Annotated in this window: 15 protein-coding genes and 1 pseudogene; 7 read left to right on the top strand and 9 right to left on the bottom strand. The window is 59.8% G+C overall.

All coding sequences use genetic code 11. From position 1 onward, the window contains the following. Positions 1 to 77: 77 nt before the first annotated feature. From QQJ84_RS01760 to QQJ84_RS01730, 8 genes and pseudogenes are all read right to left on the bottom strand, one after another. Positions 78 to 3,572 (bottom strand): indolepyruvate ferredoxin oxidoreductase family protein, encoded by a 3,495-nt coding sequence (locus QQJ84_RS01760; RefSeq protein ID WP_284256198.1) that lies wholly within the window; start codon positions 3,570 to 3,572, stop codon positions 78 to 80. Positions 3,573 to 3,620: 48 nt separating this feature from the next. Beyond that, positions 3,621 to 4,643, bottom strand: a complete 1,023-nt coding sequence (locus tag QQJ84_RS01755) for an amidohydrolase family protein (RefSeq protein WP_284256197.1) — start codon at positions 4,641 to 4,643, stop codon at positions 3,621 to 3,623. Beyond that, entirely contained in the window at positions 4,644 to 5,282 is a 639-nt protein-coding gene (locus QQJ84_RS01750; protein WP_284256269.1) for a VOC family protein, read from the bottom strand. An 18-nt stretch (positions 5,283 to 5,300) separates the two neighbouring features. Further along, positions 5,301 to 5,558: pseudogene (locus tag QQJ84_RS19410) on the bottom strand (VOC family protein); the annotation flags it as partial. 22 nt (positions 5,559 to 5,580) lie between these two features. Beyond that, complete coding sequence (locus tag QQJ84_RS01745) at positions 5,581 to 6,075, bottom strand: aromatic-ring-hydroxylating dioxygenase subunit beta (protein WP_284256196.1); 495 nt, start codon at positions 6,073 to 6,075, stop codon at positions 5,581 to 5,583. Between the two features lie 111 nt (positions 6,076 to 6,186). Beyond that, positions 6,187 to 7,449 carry an aromatic ring-hydroxylating oxygenase subunit alpha gene (locus QQJ84_RS01740; RefSeq protein ID WP_284256195.1) on the bottom strand — a complete coding sequence of 421 codons (1,263 nt, stop codon included), beginning with the start codon at positions 7,447 to 7,449 and terminating at the stop codon, positions 6,187 to 6,189. Between the two features lie 192 nt (positions 7,450 to 7,641). After that, a complete protein-coding gene (locus QQJ84_RS01735) occupies positions 7,642 to 8,565 on the bottom strand; it encodes an NADP-dependent oxidoreductase (protein ID WP_284256194.1) in 924 nt (307 codons plus the stop codon). Positions 8,566 to 8,584: 19 nt separating this feature from the next. Then, the gene (locus tag QQJ84_RS01730; protein ID WP_284256193.1) at positions 8,585 to 9,484 is read right to left on the bottom strand and encodes an SDR family oxidoreductase; all 900 of its coding nucleotides are present in this window, start codon (positions 9,482 to 9,484) and stop codon (positions 8,585 to 8,587) included. A 196-nt stretch (positions 9,485 to 9,680) separates the two neighbouring features. Here QQJ84_RS01730 and QQJ84_RS01725 point away from each other — a divergent pair, with 196 nt between their 5' ends. The 5 genes from QQJ84_RS01725 to QQJ84_RS01705 all read left to right on the top strand — a co-directional run bounded on the left by QQJ84_RS01725 (position 9,681) and on the right by QQJ84_RS01705 (position 13,719). After that, entirely contained in the window at positions 9,681 to 10,922 is a 1,242-nt protein-coding gene (locus tag QQJ84_RS01725; protein WP_284256192.1) for a hypothetical protein, read from the top strand. Beyond that, positions 10,919 to 11,320 carry a nuclear transport factor 2 family protein gene (locus tag QQJ84_RS01720; RefSeq protein ID WP_284256189.1) on the top strand — a complete coding sequence of 134 codons (402 nt, stop codon included), beginning with the start codon at positions 10,919 to 10,921 and terminating at the stop codon, positions 11,318 to 11,320. The genes QQJ84_RS01725 and QQJ84_RS01720 overlap by 4 nt, the downstream gene beginning before the upstream one ends. A 77-nt stretch (positions 11,321 to 11,397) precedes the next feature. Continuing rightward, a complete protein-coding gene (locus tag QQJ84_RS01715; RefSeq protein WP_284256188.1) occupies positions 11,398 to 12,540 on the top strand; it encodes an acyl-CoA dehydrogenase family protein in 1,143 nt (380 codons plus the stop codon). Between the two features lie 66 nt (positions 12,541 to 12,606). Beyond that, positions 12,607 to 13,362, top strand: a complete 756-nt coding sequence (locus tag QQJ84_RS01710) for an SDR family NAD(P)-dependent oxidoreductase (protein WP_284256187.1) — start codon at positions 12,607 to 12,609, stop codon at positions 13,360 to 13,362. A 21-nt stretch (positions 13,363 to 13,383) separates the two neighbouring features. Next, positions 13,384 to 13,719 carry a DUF1330 domain-containing protein gene (locus QQJ84_RS01705; RefSeq protein WP_284256186.1) on the top strand — a complete coding sequence of 112 codons (336 nt, stop codon included), beginning with the start codon at positions 13,384 to 13,386 and terminating at the stop codon, positions 13,717 to 13,719. Positions 13,720 to 13,761: 42 nt separating this feature from the next. Here the strand turns inward: QQJ84_RS01705 and QQJ84_RS01700 are convergent, their stop codons facing one another. Continuing rightward, a complete protein-coding gene (locus QQJ84_RS01700) occupies positions 13,762 to 14,901 on the bottom strand; it encodes a CaiB/BaiF CoA transferase family protein (protein WP_284256185.1) in 1,140 nt (379 codons plus the stop codon). A gap of 185 nt (positions 14,902 to 15,086) precedes the next feature. Here QQJ84_RS01700 and QQJ84_RS01695 point away from each other — a divergent pair, with 185 nt between their 5' ends. Further along, the gene (locus QQJ84_RS01695) at positions 15,087 to 15,872 is read left to right on the top strand and encodes an SDR family NAD(P)-dependent oxidoreductase (protein WP_284256184.1); all 786 of its coding nucleotides are present in this window, start codon (positions 15,087 to 15,089) and stop codon (positions 15,870 to 15,872) included. 18 nt (positions 15,873 to 15,890) lie between these two features. Further along, entirely contained in the window at positions 15,891 to 16,484 is a 594-nt protein-coding gene (locus QQJ84_RS01690; protein ID WP_284256183.1) for a glutathione S-transferase family protein, read from the top strand. Positions 16,485 to 16,515: the final 31 nt, after the last annotated feature.

Genomic DNA, 16,515 nt, shown 5'->3' with positions numbered 1-16,515 from the left:
TTTTAGCAACCGAACGCAACGGCCAGTCTAAACCTTTCAGTGCAGACTGGCCGCGTATCAATCCGAGATTGTCGGCATCAAGCCGCCAGCGCCGGCGAGCCCTTGTTCAGTTCCGCCAGAAGCTTTTGCTTCTCCACTTCAAATTGCTTAACATGGCCATCCTTGATCACGCCATAGCCACGGATGATCTCGGGCAACTCAGCAATCCGTGTTACCAAATTCTGTGTCGCCGGCGTCAACTGCTCCAGCACATTGGTGATAAGGTCACGGTATTCGCCAATTAACCGGCGCTCCATCCGGCGCTCCGCCGTCCGCCCGAATACATCAAGCGCCCCGCCGCGCAAACCCTTCAGTTTTGCCATCACCTTCAGCACGTTAAACATCCAACCCCCGATGGCGATCTTCTGCGGTTCACCACCAGGCTTGCGCGCCTTGGCGATCAACGGCGGCGCCATGTTGAACTCAAGCTTGAAGTCACCTTCAAATTGCTGCTGCAACCGCTTAATGAAATCACCGTTGGTATAAAGGCGCGCAACTTCATATTCGTCCTTGTAAGACATCAGCTTGCTCAGATAGCGCGCCACCGAGGCCGTCACCTTCAGTTCGCCACCCGGCACACCCACCAATTCAGCCTCACGCACCTTGCTAACAAAGTCGCTATATTGCTTTGCCCAACCAGCGTTCTGGTAATCAGTCAGGTGCCTCACGCGCCGTTCGATCAACGCATCCAGTGTCTGTGACACCGGCTCCGCCAATTCCTCAACGCCGCATTTCTCCAGATACTCTTCCAGCATCGGCTCATCATGCGCGGCCAGCCGGCCCCAGTTGAACACCTGCAAAGTTGCCTTCACCTGCGAGCCGTTAAGCTTGATCGCTTCTTCGATCGCCGCGACCGAAAGCGGCACCAGCCCCTTCTGCACCGCGAACCCGAACATGAACATGTTCGTCGTAATACTGTCACCCATCAACCGCGTCGCGATTGATGTCGCCGGCCGCTCCGCCAGATTTTCCGCCCCAACAATTCCCCGCAACACATCAAGTTGTGTTTGTGGATTCAACTGAATCGCATTGTTGGACTGAAACTGCGCCGTCGGCACAATATCACTATTCACCACGATCTTCGTATCCGGCGACACCATGTCCAGCGTCTGCGCGCTCGCAGTCACGACCAGATCGCAACCCAGCACCAAATCGGCCGAACCAGCCCAAAGCCGCGGCGCATGCAACGCATCCGGCGAGTTGGCGATACGGATATGGCTAAGCACCGAACCGCCTTTCTGCGCCATCCCCGTCATGTCCATCACGCTGGACCCCTTATTGTCGAGATGCGCTGCCATGCCGGCAATCGCCGCCACAGTCAGCACGCCCGTCCCGCCAATACCGGTGAGCACGATATTATAAACCGGCTTCTCCGCCGGAGCGCCTGGCTCCGGCAGTGTCTTGAACAGATCAGCCAGTTCCGCGTCCTTGAACACCGCACCAAACTTACGCACCGAGCCGCCCAGCACACTCACAAACGATGGGCAGAAGCCATCCTGGCATGAGAAATCCTTGTTGCAGCTAGACTGATCAATCTTGCGCTTGCGGCCGAACTCGGTATCAACCGGCTGCACACTCACACAGTTCGATTTTTTGCTGCAATCGCCACAGCCTTCACAGACATCTTGGTTGATGAACAAGCGCTTCGCCGGGTCGGGAAAGGTCTTGCGCTTGCGCCGGCGGCGCTTCTCCGCAGCACAGGTCTGATCATAAATCAGGCCGGAAACACCAGGGAGTTTCTGCATCTCGCGCTGCACGTCCTCCAGGTCGCGCCGGTGCCGGATGGTTGTTCCCGGCGGCCAGATCACATCCGCGGGATATTTATCCGGCTCGTCGGTGACAATCACAATCGGCTTCACGCCTTCCCAATACACCTGGTTAGCCATCGCCTCGACGCTCAACTTGCCATCGACCGGCTGTCCACCCGTCATCGCCACCGCATCATTATACAGCAGCTTGTAGGTCATGTTCGCGCCGGATGCGACAGCCGCACGAATGGCCAGAATACCTGAATGAAAATATGTACCATCACCCAAATTCTGGAATGCGTGCGGCACATCAACAAAAGAATGCAGCCCCGCCCACAACGATCCCTCGCCGCCCATCTGCACCGCCCATTCGGTCGGCCTGTCAGGCATAAACATCGCCGCCAGCCCGTGGCAGCCAACACCCGCAAACGTCAGACTGCCATCAACCGTGCGCGTCGAGGTATTATGCGGGCAACCCGAGCAAAAAAACGCCGTCCGCACCAGACCCGTTTGCTTGATCGGCTGCACATTGCTGCGCCGCTCACGAATCCGCGCAATGCGCTCTTTGAGCCGGTCATCCGCCAGGCCCAGCGCCTCAATCCGTCGGCTCAGCACGTCGATCAGCAGATGTACCGAAGTCTCACCGAAATCAGGTACCAGACGTTCACCCCTGTCGTCCTTCTTGCCCGTCACCTGCGGCCGGCGCGCTGCTTCGGTATGGTAAAGCAGCGTGATCAGCTGATCCTCGATAAACGCACTCTTCTCCTCGACAACCAGAATCTCCTTGTGGTCAAGCGCGAAGTGCGTGGCAACATTCGGCTCCACCGGAAAAATCATGCCGAGCTTGAGCAGCCGGATACCCAGCGCCCGCGCGCGGTTCTCGTCGATATCCAACTCGTTCAACGCCTCGCGCACATCCTGATACGGCTTACCCGCGGTCACAATGCCAAGCTCGCGGCGTTCGCTGTCGAGGATGATCTTGTCAAGATTATTGGCGCGCGCAAAAGCCTGCGCGGCCGGCAACTTAAATTCCACCAACCGCCGCTCAATCGGCAAAGGTGCAATATCCCCCTTCATCTTATTAATGCCACCCGGCGGCATCTGAAAATCCGCCGGTAAAATAATGCGCGAACGCTCCGGGTTAACGTCAATCGTAGAGGTCAGCTCGATGGTATCCGTAACCACCTTGAACCCTGTCCACACCCCCGCATAACGCGACAGGCCAAACCCATACAAGCCAAAATCCAGATATTCCTGCGTATTGGACGGATAGAGAATCGGCATCAATGCCGCACGCCATACCGGATCAGACGAAGTCGCTGTTACCGTGGACTTACCGCCAACATCGTCGGCGCCAACCACCAACACACCGCCATTCTTGGCCGAACCCTCCAGATTACCCTGGCGCAACACTTCAAACGCCCGGTCAACCCCCAGATTCTTGGCATACCAGATTGAAAAAATACCGTCGTATTTTGCCTCTTTGTAATAACTCAACCATTGCGTGCCACGAATCGTGGACGCCGCCATCTCCTCGTTCACCCCCGGCTGGAAGCGGATATGATTGTCTTTCAAATAATCGGCTGCGGCCCATAGATTGGTGTCGTAAACACCAATGGGCGAGCCACGATATCCGGTGATATACCCGGCTGTATTTAACCCTGCAGCCGCATCGCGCTGGCGCTGCATAATCGGCAGACGCACCAGCGCCTGGTTAGACGAAATATAGACCCGTCCATGATCCTGTGTAAATTTATCGTCGAGCTTTACAGCCGTCTTAACCATGTCCTGTCCTCGTCATCACAATTTCCCAGGTCAATTCACCCGGAGAGATTAATCCATGTATTTTATCGCGATAATGCCAGGCGTCTTCATAAACAATGCCAACGCGTTGCCGCCGCCAACGCGCTCCTGGTCCGCCGCATCAACGCCTGTCGCTGCGATAAAGCCGCGCAGATTGGTCTGGCCGATTTCGGTCGGCCCATCCGTTCCCGCAACAATCCGATCAGCCCCCAACCGCGCGATCAGATAGCCGAGATACTCCGGGCTGAATACGACAGTATCGTACCAAAATCGCCGCGCATATTCGAGCGGCGGGATTTTTATCGCCACACGCATATCCGCGAATTTTTCCCAAACCAAGGTCATGCGGTCAATCACCGCCCCAATGGTTCCGCCGCCATGGCTAAAAACCAACTTTAACTCTGGAAATTTCCCCAGAATATCCGTGGAAATAAACGAGGCCAGAGCCAGCGCATTTTCCTGCGGGATACCTAAAACGGCCTCCAGCAGCGGCGGTCCCGCCACCTTGCCCAAAATATCTGGCTTAATCCCATGCACAAACACCAACAGTCCGGCCTTTTCCGCCGCTGCGAACACCAGATGAAACTCGGACGAAGCAATCGACTTTCCGTTGACATGGCTGCCCACAAAAATGCCCACCATCCCCGGCATCCGCGCGACATCAGCAACCTGCCTAATCGCCGCTTCAGGATTCTGCAGCGCCACCGCGCCAAACCCCTTCAACCGCAGCGGCGCCTGCGCCACCATCGCAGCGCAGGCTTCATTCATTGCATCAGTCAACACAACCGCCGCCGCCGCATCAAGCCAGTAGGACAACGTTTCCGGCAACGGGGATATCACCTGCATATCAAGCCCAGCCGCATCCATCACCGCAAGGCGCCTGGGAACATCCCAGTAGATATCATCAAACGCCCGGAACTTCCGCGCACCGGTAAACATCGTGCCATGCCCTTGGCCATCCAGTTCCAGCCGGGGCCAGGCCGGCTCCTCAATTCCCTGCGGTAATTCAGGGAAAGAACCCGGAATGAAATGGCTATGGAAATCAATCAGCATTCAGAGCGCCTGTATAATCGGCGGCATTTTGCTGAAATGTTCCCGATCCGGCACCGCCTGCCACAGGTCAAGATTTTCCGGCAACGACGACATCCGTCTTGGCTCGCGCGCGCCCGCCTCGGGGAACTGCTCCATGCCCAGCGTGTATTCCCACACAAAATAGTCCGGATCGTACAGATACAGATGAATGCTGCCTGATGTCGGATGCCGGCCAATGCCAAACTGAATCTTCACATCAAACTGCTTAGCGCGGTTCAGCAATTTTCCAATATCGTCGATTTCATCAACCATAAACGCCACATGGTGAAACACCGGCTTAGGCGAGGGAAACTGCAGCGGCGCAAAGCTATGATGGTTCGGATTCGGGAACGCCCGCAGCAACGAGGCGAACCACCCTTCCATATAGTCCGACACCAGGAAGCCCATGTTTTCGACCATATAGTCGTTCATCTTCTTGCAGTCGGGCACCACAAGCCCATAATGCTTCCCGCCCTGGAACTTGGTCAGCCGATTCTGCCGCGGTGATGTCAAATACGTCATCCGCGCATAATATTCCCAGGTCGTGCCGAGCACCGGTTCAATCATCCGGAAGGCTCGCTCCAATTTCAAATCCGCGCTCTCGCCAGCACCCAGCCACACCGGGTTCAAACCGAGCCCTTGATAATGCCTGAACGCCCGGTCAAGATCCTCCTCCGTCTCAAGCTCCCAGGAGCTGCGTACAAACGCGGGGCTCGCGGCTGGGGTCAGGATAATATCATGATGCGACGTCCCAGAGCGGAAAAACCGCGCCCCGTTTGGCCCCTCGCCAACACAGTCAAGCCCAAACACGTCTGTTGCAAATTTCGTTGATTTTTCAACATCAATTACATTCAATGCAACGTAGCCAAGCCTTCTATAGCGGAAATTTACGGCCATTTTTTTTGCCCCACCATCAGAGTTATAAAATAATTGTCAGACGGCCTTGGTTATAAAGGCTGTTCAGATCAAGAATGATCCGCTTGCGATGAATTTTAAGTGTCCCACCTTCATTCACGATCGTATACCAGGCCTCGCCCATAAACACGGTGCTGGTATCTTCCTTGGTCCGGTAAACTGCGATATTCGCACGCAGCCGCGTCCCGCCATCCTCCTCACCCACAATACGCACATTCGTCACCAGATGGCGCGTCTTTGAGCGTGGAAACTCCGCATGGGCACTCTTTTTCATAAGCCTGTTGGCGCGGCCACGAATTCTGTCGATATGATCTGAGATTAAAAACAGACTGTTTGCCGCATTGGACGCTACAGGATCGGGCGATGCCGGCGACGTCACTTCATACAGCGCGCCTTCAGTATACAACGCCGCCCATTCCGGCATCCGCCAGTCATCGAGTAATTCAGCTTCATGGAACAAAAAGTCTTCGGCTTCGGTCCGTGTCAATATAGATGGCATACAATTAATTCCCTCCTTGCAGCCTAATTTTTTATTCAGGCCGGATACTTACCGGTATCGTGCCATTCGCTCTTTTGGTCCTCAATCCACTCTGCCCAAGGCAAAACCTTGTCATGTCTCCAAGGTCTCAATGCCCCGCATGATCAAATCCCATTGTGTCCAATAAGCCTGCATCTGAATTTCATCATCCGGAGCACCAGCAATCGTCCGCCGATCCCCGCCTGGCGCCATGCCTTTGGAAATTTCATTCCACTCAATAGGCGTATGTTCAAGCGCTGTCTGACATATCTCCAACATTTCAATATCGTCGGGCGAGCCAAACCCCGCCGGCCCCAGAAACGACACGAAATTATCCAGGCGCATAGCTCGCAGTGCCGGACTTTCATCATTCGGCCCCAAGGCCCAGGCGGTTATCCGCATCATATCCGGCCCTTCCGGCTCAACATAACGCACCGTGGTCGAGAGAATATCGTTGATCACCAGATTCGGGAAAATCACCAGATTCTTCTGCGTCTCCGCAATATAGTCCGCTCGTTCCTTACCAAACCGCTCAACCAGCCGCGCGTATTTCGCTTCGATCTCCGGCTTTAACGCCGCCCCCATCGAGGGTAGCCATTGCGCCACAGGGCGGCCGGTCGGCACATAGGAATCCAGCACCGCGTGCCCCATCCCCAGGCCGCGCACCGCGCCACGCGTGTTATAACTCGCAATGGTTTCATCCACGACATGCGCGGCCGAGGTCCCCGCATACTGGTCACGTAAATGGTCAAAGAACGAGGCATGAACGGGCAAGAGATGATACCCATCATAGCTGTTCTCGGCCATGAACTTATAGTTGGCGCGCACGCTGTAGCTATGCTCACCTGCCAGAATAATCTGCTTGTCTTCGGTCTGGTCGCAGATCGCGTCGATCGCATCGCGCGCGCCCGCCAGATAATCATGCAGGCTGATCGCCTTCTGATTATAATTCAGGAAATAGAAATCCCGGTAATGCTCCAGCCGCGGCACCGGCAGCAAATCCAGATGGCCATCGGCGTTCAGGTTTTCCACATAACCGCTGCTGGCATTCTGCGAGACCAGCTTGCCTTCGGAATTGAACACCCAGCCATGATACGGACAAGCAAAAGTCCTCGCATTTCCATTATGCTCCCGGCAAATCTTCGCGCCGCGATGCGTGCAGCTATTATAGAATGCCGCCACCTGGTCGTTACGGTCTCTGATAAAAATGATATCGCGACCACCCACCCGGCGCGAGGCAAAATCGCCTTTTTTCTTCAACTCCGTGCCATGCCCGAGGTACAGCCAGCATTTCTCGAAAATTAGCTTTTTTTCCCGCTCGAATACTTCCCGGCTCTTGTATGCGGCGCGGTTCACCCGAAAGGACCCCTTCTCCGCGTTCGCCTGGACCAAGGCAGCCTGTAGCGAATTATCCAATGGCATGATTTTCATTCCCCGCCGCAATTTGCGCCCCTCAAAGAGGCAAATTAATAGTTGCGTATAATAAGCTAGAGCATATTACCGCACGTCAACCCCCATAGCAAGCAATGGAAGCCACCCGCGCCAACTTCACATCTTCAGCACTATTTTTCCGAGCACATGCCCGCCCTGGCTCGCCACATGCGCCTTCGCCACCTCGGCCAATGGCAGCACCTCACCCACCACCGGGCGCAGCTTGCCCGCTTCCACCAGTGCGGCGATCTCACGCAGTTGCGCCGCATCCGGCCGTACCCGTATTTTCAAAATCCGCACGCCCGCCGCTTCCGCCGGCTTGGCATCATCCGCCCCGCCACCCAGCCGGATCATCGAACCACCCGCCCGCACCAGCGGCCACAACGCAAACGCAGCACTATTGCCCACGCAATCGAGCAGAATATCCACATCCTTGGCCACCACATCCACAGGCGACGCCCGGAAGTCCACCACCAAATCGGCTCCCAGCCCACGCACAAGCGCCGCATTTTTCGCCGAAGCACTCGCCGTCACCCGCGCTCCCGCCGCCTTGGCCAGTTGCACGGCCATGGTGCCAACACCGCCGGAGGCATTATGCACCAACACATGCTTGCCCTTCAGCTCGCGCCCATCCTCGGCCAAAGCCTGCCACGCGGTCAGCGCCACCAGCGGCAGCGCCGCCGCCGCCTCAAAGCTCAACCCCACAGGCTTGCGCGCCACAATCGCGGCATTCACCGCCACATATTCGGCATACGCCCCCACCAGCCCGATCAACGCGAACACTTCCTCGCCCACGGCCCAGCCGCTCACGCCCTCGCCAACCGCCACCACCGTGCCTGCAATATCGCCCCCCAGCACCAGCGGCATGGGAAAATCCATCATCGCCCGCGTTGCCCCGCTGCGGATCTTCCAATCCACCGGGTTGACGCTGCTCGCCGCCACCTTCACCAGCAACTGCCCTGGCCCCGCCACCGGCGCCGCGGCGTCTTCATAAACCAGCTGCTCGGGTCCGCCGTAATCGTGAATGCTAACGCGCTTCATGGATTTTCCTCCGTAATATCTATGGATTCAGCCAGGTATCGCGGTCGATCCCGGCATTGTAGCGCGCCGCCGCCAATATGTGGCGCACCCCGTCCTCCACCGTCGCCGGGTCGCGCGAGGCCTCGGTAATCGGCCCATGCGTCCAGCCACCCGCCACCGAGTAGCCAAAGCCCCAGGCCTCAAACACCCGCCCGGTCACATCACGCGCGGCCGGGCTGGCCAGCCATGTCACCAGTGCGGCAATCCATTCTGGGTCGCGCCGCAACAGCGCCTCGCCGGAAACCTCGCGTAAATTCTCCGTCATGCGCGTCTGCGCACGCGGCGCGATCGCATTCACCGTCACGCCAATCCGCGCCAGCTCACGCGCAATCACGATGGTGAACGAGGCAATCCCGCCCTTCGCCGCCGCATAATTCGCCTGGCCAATGTTGCCAAACAGCCCGGAGCCGGAGCTGGTGTTGATAATCCGCGCATCGCGCTGCCGCCCTGCCTTGCTCTCCGTGCGCCAATAATTCGCCGCGTGGTGCGCGGGCGCAAACGTGCCCTTCAAATGCACCTTGATGACCGCATCCCAGTCATCCTCGGTCATATTCACCATCATGCGGTCACGCAGAATGCCGGCATTGTTGATCAGGATGTCCAGATGCCCAAACTGGTCCACCGCGCCCTGCACCATCGCATGCGCCTGCGCCCAGTCGGACACGTCAGAGCCGTTCACAATCGCCTCGCCGCCCTTGGCAACGATCTCGTTCACCACTTCCTGCGCCGGTGACAAATCCGCCCCCACGCCGTTCGCGGCGGCGCCCAGATCGTTAACCACGACCTTCGCCCCCTGCGAGGCCAGCATCAGCGCATAGGCACGGCCCACACCGCGCCCGCCGCCTGTCACAATCGCCACCCGCCCGTCGCAAATCCCCATATCGCGGCCTCCCCTGCCTACCCCGCAACTGCCTGCCGCAGTTTGCAAGGATATGTATAATACAGTTGCACACTAATTAGATCTCGGATTATAACCCGCCTCGCCAAGTGTCAACTTATTCCCCACCATGGCGCACGCGCGCCAAACCACGCGGCAGTCTTGGAATTTCAGCAAAAAGCCCGGAGGAACGGCAAAATTGTCCGAACAAGATTTCGAAAAAATGCCGCTGACCCCGTATGATGAATACCCGGTCCACGCCACCGCCTACCCCATGAGCTACATCCCAGCGTCAGACCCCGCGTGGGACGACGGCTACTACTACGGCGTCTACGACCTCGAGAGCGGCGTCTTCCTCATCAACGGCATGCGCATCGCCCCCAACAGCAACATGATCGGCGGCCACAGCTCGCTCAACATCAACGGCGTGCAGCGCACCCTGCGCCTCAGCCGCATCTGGCGCGATGATTTCAGCGTGTCGATCGGGCCGCTCCGCTACGAGTTCATCGAGCCCCTGCGCACCACCCGCATGGTGCTGGAGCCCAACGAATCGGGCATGAGCTACGATGTCACCTGGCGCGGCCTCGCCCCGCCGCATCTCTCCGCGCACCACCGCGCCACCCGCAACGGCCGCTACACCACCGACCAAAGCCGCTTCAACCAGGTCGGCACCGCCACCGGCTGGATCGAGATCGACGGCCGGCGCTACGAACTCCCCGAAAACGCCCCCTGGGGCGGCGTGCGCGACCGCTCCTGGGGTCTGTACGAAAGCCGCCCGCCGCTGGCCGCCGCCGCGCATTACCTTCCCCCCGCCCCGCCGCCCGCCATTCCCCGCGCGCTGCGCTTCTCCTGCTTCCTGGAAGGCGATGGATTCTCCTCCTATTTCCACCTGCACGAAGGCCCGGACGGTGAAAACGTCTACCTCAACGACGCCTTCGGCACCCCTTTCGAAGGCTGGATCAATTTCGGCTGGGACGGCCCGGCCCTGCCCCTCACCGCCGCCAAACACCAACTCACCTGGCGCCCCGGCACCCGCTCCATGACCGGCGGCACCCTCACCCTCACCGACGCCAACGGCGGAAAATGGCTGCTGGACATGCACGTCCCCCACCCGCCGCACGTCCTCGGCCAGGTCGGCTACCACGTCGGCGCCTGGCGCGACGGCGGCACCATCCACACCTACCACGGCGCCAGCCCGGCCCTGGAATGGGACGAGTTCGATTTCTCCACCCAGCCCTGCGACCACATTTTTCCGGGCAACGGCGAGACTCGTAAGGTTTTCGGCGTCGAGCATCTGGCCAATGTCACCGTCACCGCCCCCAACGGCAAAATCAGCAAAGGCCGCGCCCAGATCGAAATCTTCCTAAACGGCCGCTACAGCCCCTATGGCTTCGAAGCCCAGTCCGTCCACGGCGGCCTCACCGGCCGCGGCATCGCATGAGCCAGCCCCTCACCCCAGAGGAAATCACCCAGGCCTATTTCGCCGCCTGGGCCACGCACGACCTCAACACCATCATGCGCCACCTCGGCCCGGACTGCGTCTTCATCAACGGCACCATCAACACCACCACCGGCGCTCCCGCCATCCGCGCCCTGTTCGCGCAATATTTCACCGCTTATGACGCCTTCCGATTTGACGTGCTCAGCCTCGCCACCGCCGCCGACGGCCGCACCGTGCTCAACGAACGCCTGGATTACATGTGGAAAGACGGCAAACGCCTGGAAATCCCCTGCGCCGGCGCCGTCACCGTGGAAAACGGGCTTATCACATCCATCCGCGACTATTTCGACCTCGCCGCCGTCAACGCCCAGCGCGGCGGCCCACCGCCCGCAAGTTGACCCCATACGTTGACATGGTTCGCTTGTTTACTATACCTCAACCAACCTAACCCCCACCTGGGAGCCCGTCAGATCACATGATCCCGAGATATATCTACACTGAAGAACATGAACAGTTCCGTGACTCCGTCAAAAAATTCATCGCCGCGGAAGTCACCCCCTATCACCGCCAGTGGGAAAAAGACGGCAAGGTCTCGCGCGAAGTCTGGCTGAAAGCCGGCGCCAACGGCTTCCTCTGCTCCAACGCCCCGGAAGAATACGGCGGCGCTGGCGTGGACTTCAAATACAACGCCATCTTCACCGAGGAACTCGGCCGCGCGGGCATCACCGGCCCCGGCTTTGGCGTCCACTCGGACATGGCCGCCGCCTACATCCTCAACTTCGGCAGCGAAGAACAAAAAAAGCAGTGGCTGCCCAAAATGGCCTCCGGCGAAGTCATCGCCGCCCTTGGCCTCACCGAACCCGGCGCCGGCTCCGACCTCAAAGCCATCCGCACCACCGCCATCCGTGACGGCGAGGACTACGTCATCAACGGCCAAAAAGTCTACATCTCCAACGGCCAGCTTTGCGACATCGTTATCCTCGCCTGCAAAACCGACCCCGCCGCCGGTGCCAAGGGCATGACCTTCATCATCGTCGAGACCACCCGCAAGGGTTTCGAGCGCGGCCGCAACCTCGAAAAACTCGGCCTGAAGGCGCAGGATACCTCCGAGCTGTTCTTCACCGATGTGCGTGTCCCCGTCACCAACCGCATCGGCGCCGAGGGCAAGGGCTTCGCCATCGCCATGCACAACCTCGCCGAGGAACGCCTCTCCATCGCCGTCTCCGCCATCGGCGCCTGCGAGGGCATCCTTGAATACACCGTCGCCTACACCAAGGAACGCAAGGTTTTTGGCCAGACCGTCTCCGACTTCCAGAACACCAAATTCAAAATCGCCGAGCTCGCCGCGCAAACCCAGGCCCTGCGCGTCTTCGTCGACCGCTGCGTCGAGCTGGCCGTCGAGAAGAAACTCGACTCCACCGAAGCCGCCATGGCCAAAATGCTGGCCGGCGAGTTACAATGCAAAGTCGCCGACGAATGCCTGCAATTCTACGGCGGCTACGGCTACATGATGGAATACCAGATCGCGCACGCCTACCTCGACGCCCGCATCCGCAAAATCGCCGGTGGCTCGTCGGAAGTCATGCGCGACATCATCAGCCGCAAAGTCTTCGCCTGATACCGCGCGGGTCAGGAAGGAGGCACCACCCTGACCCGCGTGCCTACCTATCGGGAGTGAAACAACATGGAATACATCGCCGTCATCGGCGCCAGCGGTGAAGTCGGCCGCGGCATCACCTCCGTCCTGCTCACCCACGGCTTCAAGGTCGCCGCCATCGGCCAAAATGCCAGCCGCCTGGCCACCCTCGCCGCGGAACTCGGTGACCCGGCTAACTTGCGCACCATAACCGGCTCGCTCAAAACCGACGCCACCGCGCAAATCCTGCTCGAATCCCTCCGCGACACCTTCCCCCGCATTGACGGCGTCGTCGTCTCCGTCAACGGCCCGCGCGCCACCGCCGATGTCCTCAGCCACTCCTCCAATGACTTCGCCGCCCTCATCGCCCAGGATCTCGTCACCCATTTCACCGCCGCGCGCTGCTTCATCCCCGCCATCGCGCCCGGTGGCGTCTACCTCGCCATCGGCGGCGGCTCGGCCGATTTCATCCTCGAAGGCGGCGTCCACCTCTCCGCCGCCCAGGCCGGCCTGCGCATGCTCTACCGCGGCATCGCCCACGAACTGGACGGCCAGCCGATCACCCTTAAAGAACTCACCATCGCCTCGGTCGTCAACAGTGTCAGCACCCGCGCCGACGCCCACCCGCTCTGGGTGACCGAGACTGAAATCGGCGAACAAGTCGCCGCCATGCTCACCGACCCCGCCGCCTTCCCCGGCACCATCTGGCGCATGACGCGCCGCGACAACACCGGCCACCCCGGCCTCTCCGGCGAAGGCCCAACCCGCGTCCAGGGCTTCAAACAAGGCCCCGCCATCCTCTAAAAGCCCAACGGAGCACCCAGCATGCCCGCCTACTGCCTGTTCCTCGTCAAATCCGTCCACGACCGCACCAAACTCGTGGAATACTGGGCCACCGCCAAATCCTCCTTCGCCGGCTACAACGTCAAAATGCTCAGCGCCTACAAAGATTTCGAAATTGTCGAAGGCGACGAAGAATTCCAAGCCGTCGTCATCGCCGAATTCGACACCTACGAAAACGCCAAAACCTGGTACAACAGCGCCGCCTACGCCCCCTTCAAAAAACTCCGCCACGAAGGTGCGAACTTCCTAACCATCTTCGTCGACGGCGGCGGTAACGTGCCGGTGGAACAAAGACTTCTGCCGGTTAGCGGGAAGTAAGCAAGGCCAGGGGCTTTGCCCCTTGGCCTTACTGACTCTCCCTTACCAGCCGAGGTCTTTAATCTCACCCTCGCTCAGCCCCCAGTCGCGGAAGGCGGCAAGACCGCCGCTGTCGTCCGTTGGGGGGGGCGCGGCGATGGCGCCGGGGGTCCGGCTGAACCTGGGCGCGGGCATGGGTTGTTGCACACCACCGGGAGCCGCGAAGCTTTGGCGGGCCAGGTTATGCGGGTAATTTGCGGCTTCGTCGGGGGTCAGCACGGGGGTCACGCAGGCATCGGTGCCGTCGTAGATGGCTTCCCATTCCTTACGGGTTTTACTCTTGAAAATTTCAGCGAAGCGCAGCTTCATCGCCGGCCAGGCCGCGCGATCGTGCTGCAGGGGGAGGCCGCTGGTGTCCACCCCAAGTCCTTTGATCAGCAGCGCATAGAATTGTGGTTCAATTGAACCCACAGCCATGTAGCCACCGTCAGCGGTCTCGTACACGTTATAAAATGGCGCCCCGCCGTCCAGCAGATTCTCCCCCCGCGCGCCCGGCCAGCGGTTCATCGCGCGGTAGCCATGGATCATCGCGGCCAGCAGTGCGGTGCCTTCCTCCATGGCGGCATCGACAATCTGCCCTTTGCCCGAGCGTCCGGCCTCCAACAGCGCACAGGTAATCCCGTAGGCCATCATCATGCCACCACCGCCCATATCCGCCACCATATTCAAATTCGGGTGCGGCGGCTCCCCGGCTTTGCCACACATATGCAGGCTGCCGGAAATCGCGAAGTAGTTGATATCGTGCCCGGCCATATGCGCCATCGGCCCGGTCTGCCCCCAACCCGTCATGCGCGCATACACCAGCTTCGGGTTGCGCGCCTGGCAAGGTTCCGGCCCCACGCCCAGTTTCTCCATCACACCGGGGCGATACCCCTCCAGCAGCACATCGGCCTCTTCCACCAGCCGCAGCACCGTGTCCACACCGCGCGCATCTTTCAGATTGATGGTAATCGCCCGCCGCCCCCGGTGCAGCACATTTTTCACCGGATCAATCGGCGGCACATTCGGCGGCGCCCCGGCGCGTTCAATCCGCAACACATCAGCCCCCATATCCGCCAGCATCATCGCGCAGAACGGCCCCGGGCCAACACTGGCAATCTCCAGCACGCGGAATCCCTTCAACGGCCCCGACCTCTCCAGCATTCTATTCCCCCCAAGCCGATCTCAATTACTACGCTAGCGCACTTTACACATCCATGTTAATCGCAAAAACCATTAGAGCAATATCCGCCGCCCCGAAATTATCCGATTACGGACCCGCGGAAGAAGTTCGGCATAAAAATCACGTCGCGGCCCGCGCGCCGCCTACATCGAGGGGGGTTACAAAAATGGCCAATGAGGATTTCCCGGCGGGTATCGCCTTCGTCACCGGCGGGAGCGGCGGCATCGGCGGCGCCATTGTCGAGGCATTCGCCCGCGCCGGTTCGGATGTCGTGTTCACCTACCGCAACGGTGTTGAACGCGCGCAGGCGGTCGCCGAGCGCGCCGCCAAACACGGCGTCAAGGTCGAGATGCGCCAGGTCAAACTTGAAGACCCCGCCTCGCTGGATGCCGTGTTAACCGAAATCGCCACGAGCGGCCGCAAAATCCACAGCTTCGTTTACGCCTCTGGCCCCACCGTCAATGTTGGCTACGTCAGCGACCTCACGGTCGAAAACTGGCGCAACATTTTCGAGCATGACACCATCGCCTGCTTCAGTTTCGTCAAGGCGGCGCTGGCCTTCCTCAAGGCCCACCCAATCAGCGCCAAATCCGCAGGCTCCATCACCGCCATCACCTCCTCGCAAAAATTCCGCCCCGAGGTCCGCGGCGTCCTCTCCGCCGCGCCAAAAGCCGCGGTCGAGGCCCTCTTTTTCGCCACCGCGAAGGAAAACGCCCGCTTCAAAATCCGCGCCAACGTCATCCAGTCCGGCTGGGTCATGGCGGGGCAAATCTCAGACGGCATCGAGGGGCAGTTGAACGAGGAAGCCCTGAAATCCATCGTCGCCCAAATTCCGCTCAAGCGCCTGGGCACCCCCACCGAGGTCGCCGAAGGCGTCGTCTTCGTCTCCTCCGAGCGCGCCAGCTTCATCACCGGCGCCACCCTGGTCATCGACGGCGGCATGCATCTTTAAAACATCAACGGAGGCACCATGCTAACTATCTACGGAACCAAACAAAGCCGCGCCGGGCGGTGCCTATGGGCGCTGGAGGAGTTCGGGCTCGCCTACCAGCACAACCCGGTAACCCCCCACACCGGCGGCACCCGCACCGCGGCCTATCTCAAGCTCAACCCGCTCGGCAAAGTCCCCACCCTGACTGATGGTGACTTCATACTCACCGAGTCGGTCGCCATCTGCTATTATCTCGCCTCTCTTCAGCCCACGCCGCTCTGGCCCGATGACCTGCAAGCCCGCGCCCGCATCTATCAATGGTCAAGCTGGGCCACCACGGAGCTGGAGTTCCACCTTACCATGTGGATTCGCGAAAAACGCGGCAATGCCGATGCCGCGCTTATGACCAAATACCTCGAAAATGCAGCCGTATCCCTCACCCCGCTGGAGCGCCACCTCGCCGCCAGCGCATACGCCGCCGGCGCCACCTTCACCATCGGTGACATTAACGCCGCCTCCGCGCTCGCCATGGGAGCAGCCTTGCTGGACATGTCAGCCTTCCCCGCCGCCAAATCCTGGCTCGACAAATGCCTCGCCCGCCCCGCCTGGCAAAAAGTCCAAACCCTCGGCTGACCCGCTCCACCCGCGCCTCTCATGCTCACCG

The sequence above is a fragment of the Acidocella aquatica genome, assembly GCF_030160635.1.
In the GTDB taxonomy this organism is placed as follows: Bacteria; Pseudomonadota; Alphaproteobacteria; order Acetobacterales; family Acetobacteraceae; genus Acidocella; species Acidocella aquatica.
The sequence above is the reverse complement of the archived record's forward strand: the minus strand, read 5'-3'. Positions and strand labels throughout refer to the sequence as shown.

What these genes read in the sequence shown, in the direction of transcription:
- QQJ84_RS01760 (WP_284256198.1), bottom strand. Translation starts at nt 3,572, where the DNA reads ATGGTTAAGACGGCTGTAAAGCTCGACGATAAATTTACACAGGATCAT.
- QQJ84_RS01755 (WP_284256197.1), bottom strand. Translation starts at nt 4,643, where the DNA reads ATGCTGATTGATTTCCATAGCCATTTCATTCCGGGTTCTTTCCCTGAA.
- QQJ84_RS01745 (WP_284256196.1), bottom strand. Translation starts at nt 6,075, where the DNA reads ATGCCATCTATATTGACACGGACCGAAGCCGAAGACTTTTTGTTCCAT.
- QQJ84_RS01735 (WP_284256194.1), bottom strand. Translation starts at nt 8,565, where the DNA reads ATGAAGCGCGTTAGCATTCACGATTACGGCGGACCCGAGCAGCTGGTT.
- QQJ84_RS01730 (WP_284256193.1), bottom strand. Translation starts at nt 9,484, where the DNA reads ATGGGGATTTGCGACGGGCGGGTGGCGATTGTGACAGGCGGCGGGCGC.
- QQJ84_RS01720 (WP_284256189.1), top strand. Translation starts at nt 10,919, where the DNA reads ATGAGCCAGCCCCTCACCCCAGAGGAAATCACCCAGGCCTATTTCGCC.
- QQJ84_RS01715 (WP_284256188.1), top strand. Translation starts at nt 11,398, where the DNA reads ATGATCCCGAGATATATCTACACTGAAGAACATGAACAGTTCCGTGAC.
- QQJ84_RS01710 (WP_284256187.1), top strand. Translation starts at nt 12,607, where the DNA reads ATGGAATACATCGCCGTCATCGGCGCCAGCGGTGAAGTCGGCCGCGGC.
- QQJ84_RS01705 (WP_284256186.1), top strand. Translation starts at nt 13,384, where the DNA reads ATGCCCGCCTACTGCCTGTTCCTCGTCAAATCCGTCCACGACCGCACC.
- QQJ84_RS01700 (WP_284256185.1), bottom strand. Translation starts at nt 14,901, where the DNA reads ATGCTGGAGAGGTCGGGGCCGTTGAAGGGATTCCGCGTGCTGGAGATT.
- QQJ84_RS01695 (WP_284256184.1), top strand. Translation starts at nt 15,087, where the DNA reads ATGGCCAATGAGGATTTCCCGGCGGGTATCGCCTTCGTCACCGGCGGG.
- QQJ84_RS01690 (WP_284256183.1), top strand. Translation starts at nt 15,891, where the DNA reads ATGCTAACTATCTACGGAACCAAACAAAGCCGCGCCGGGCGGTGCCTA.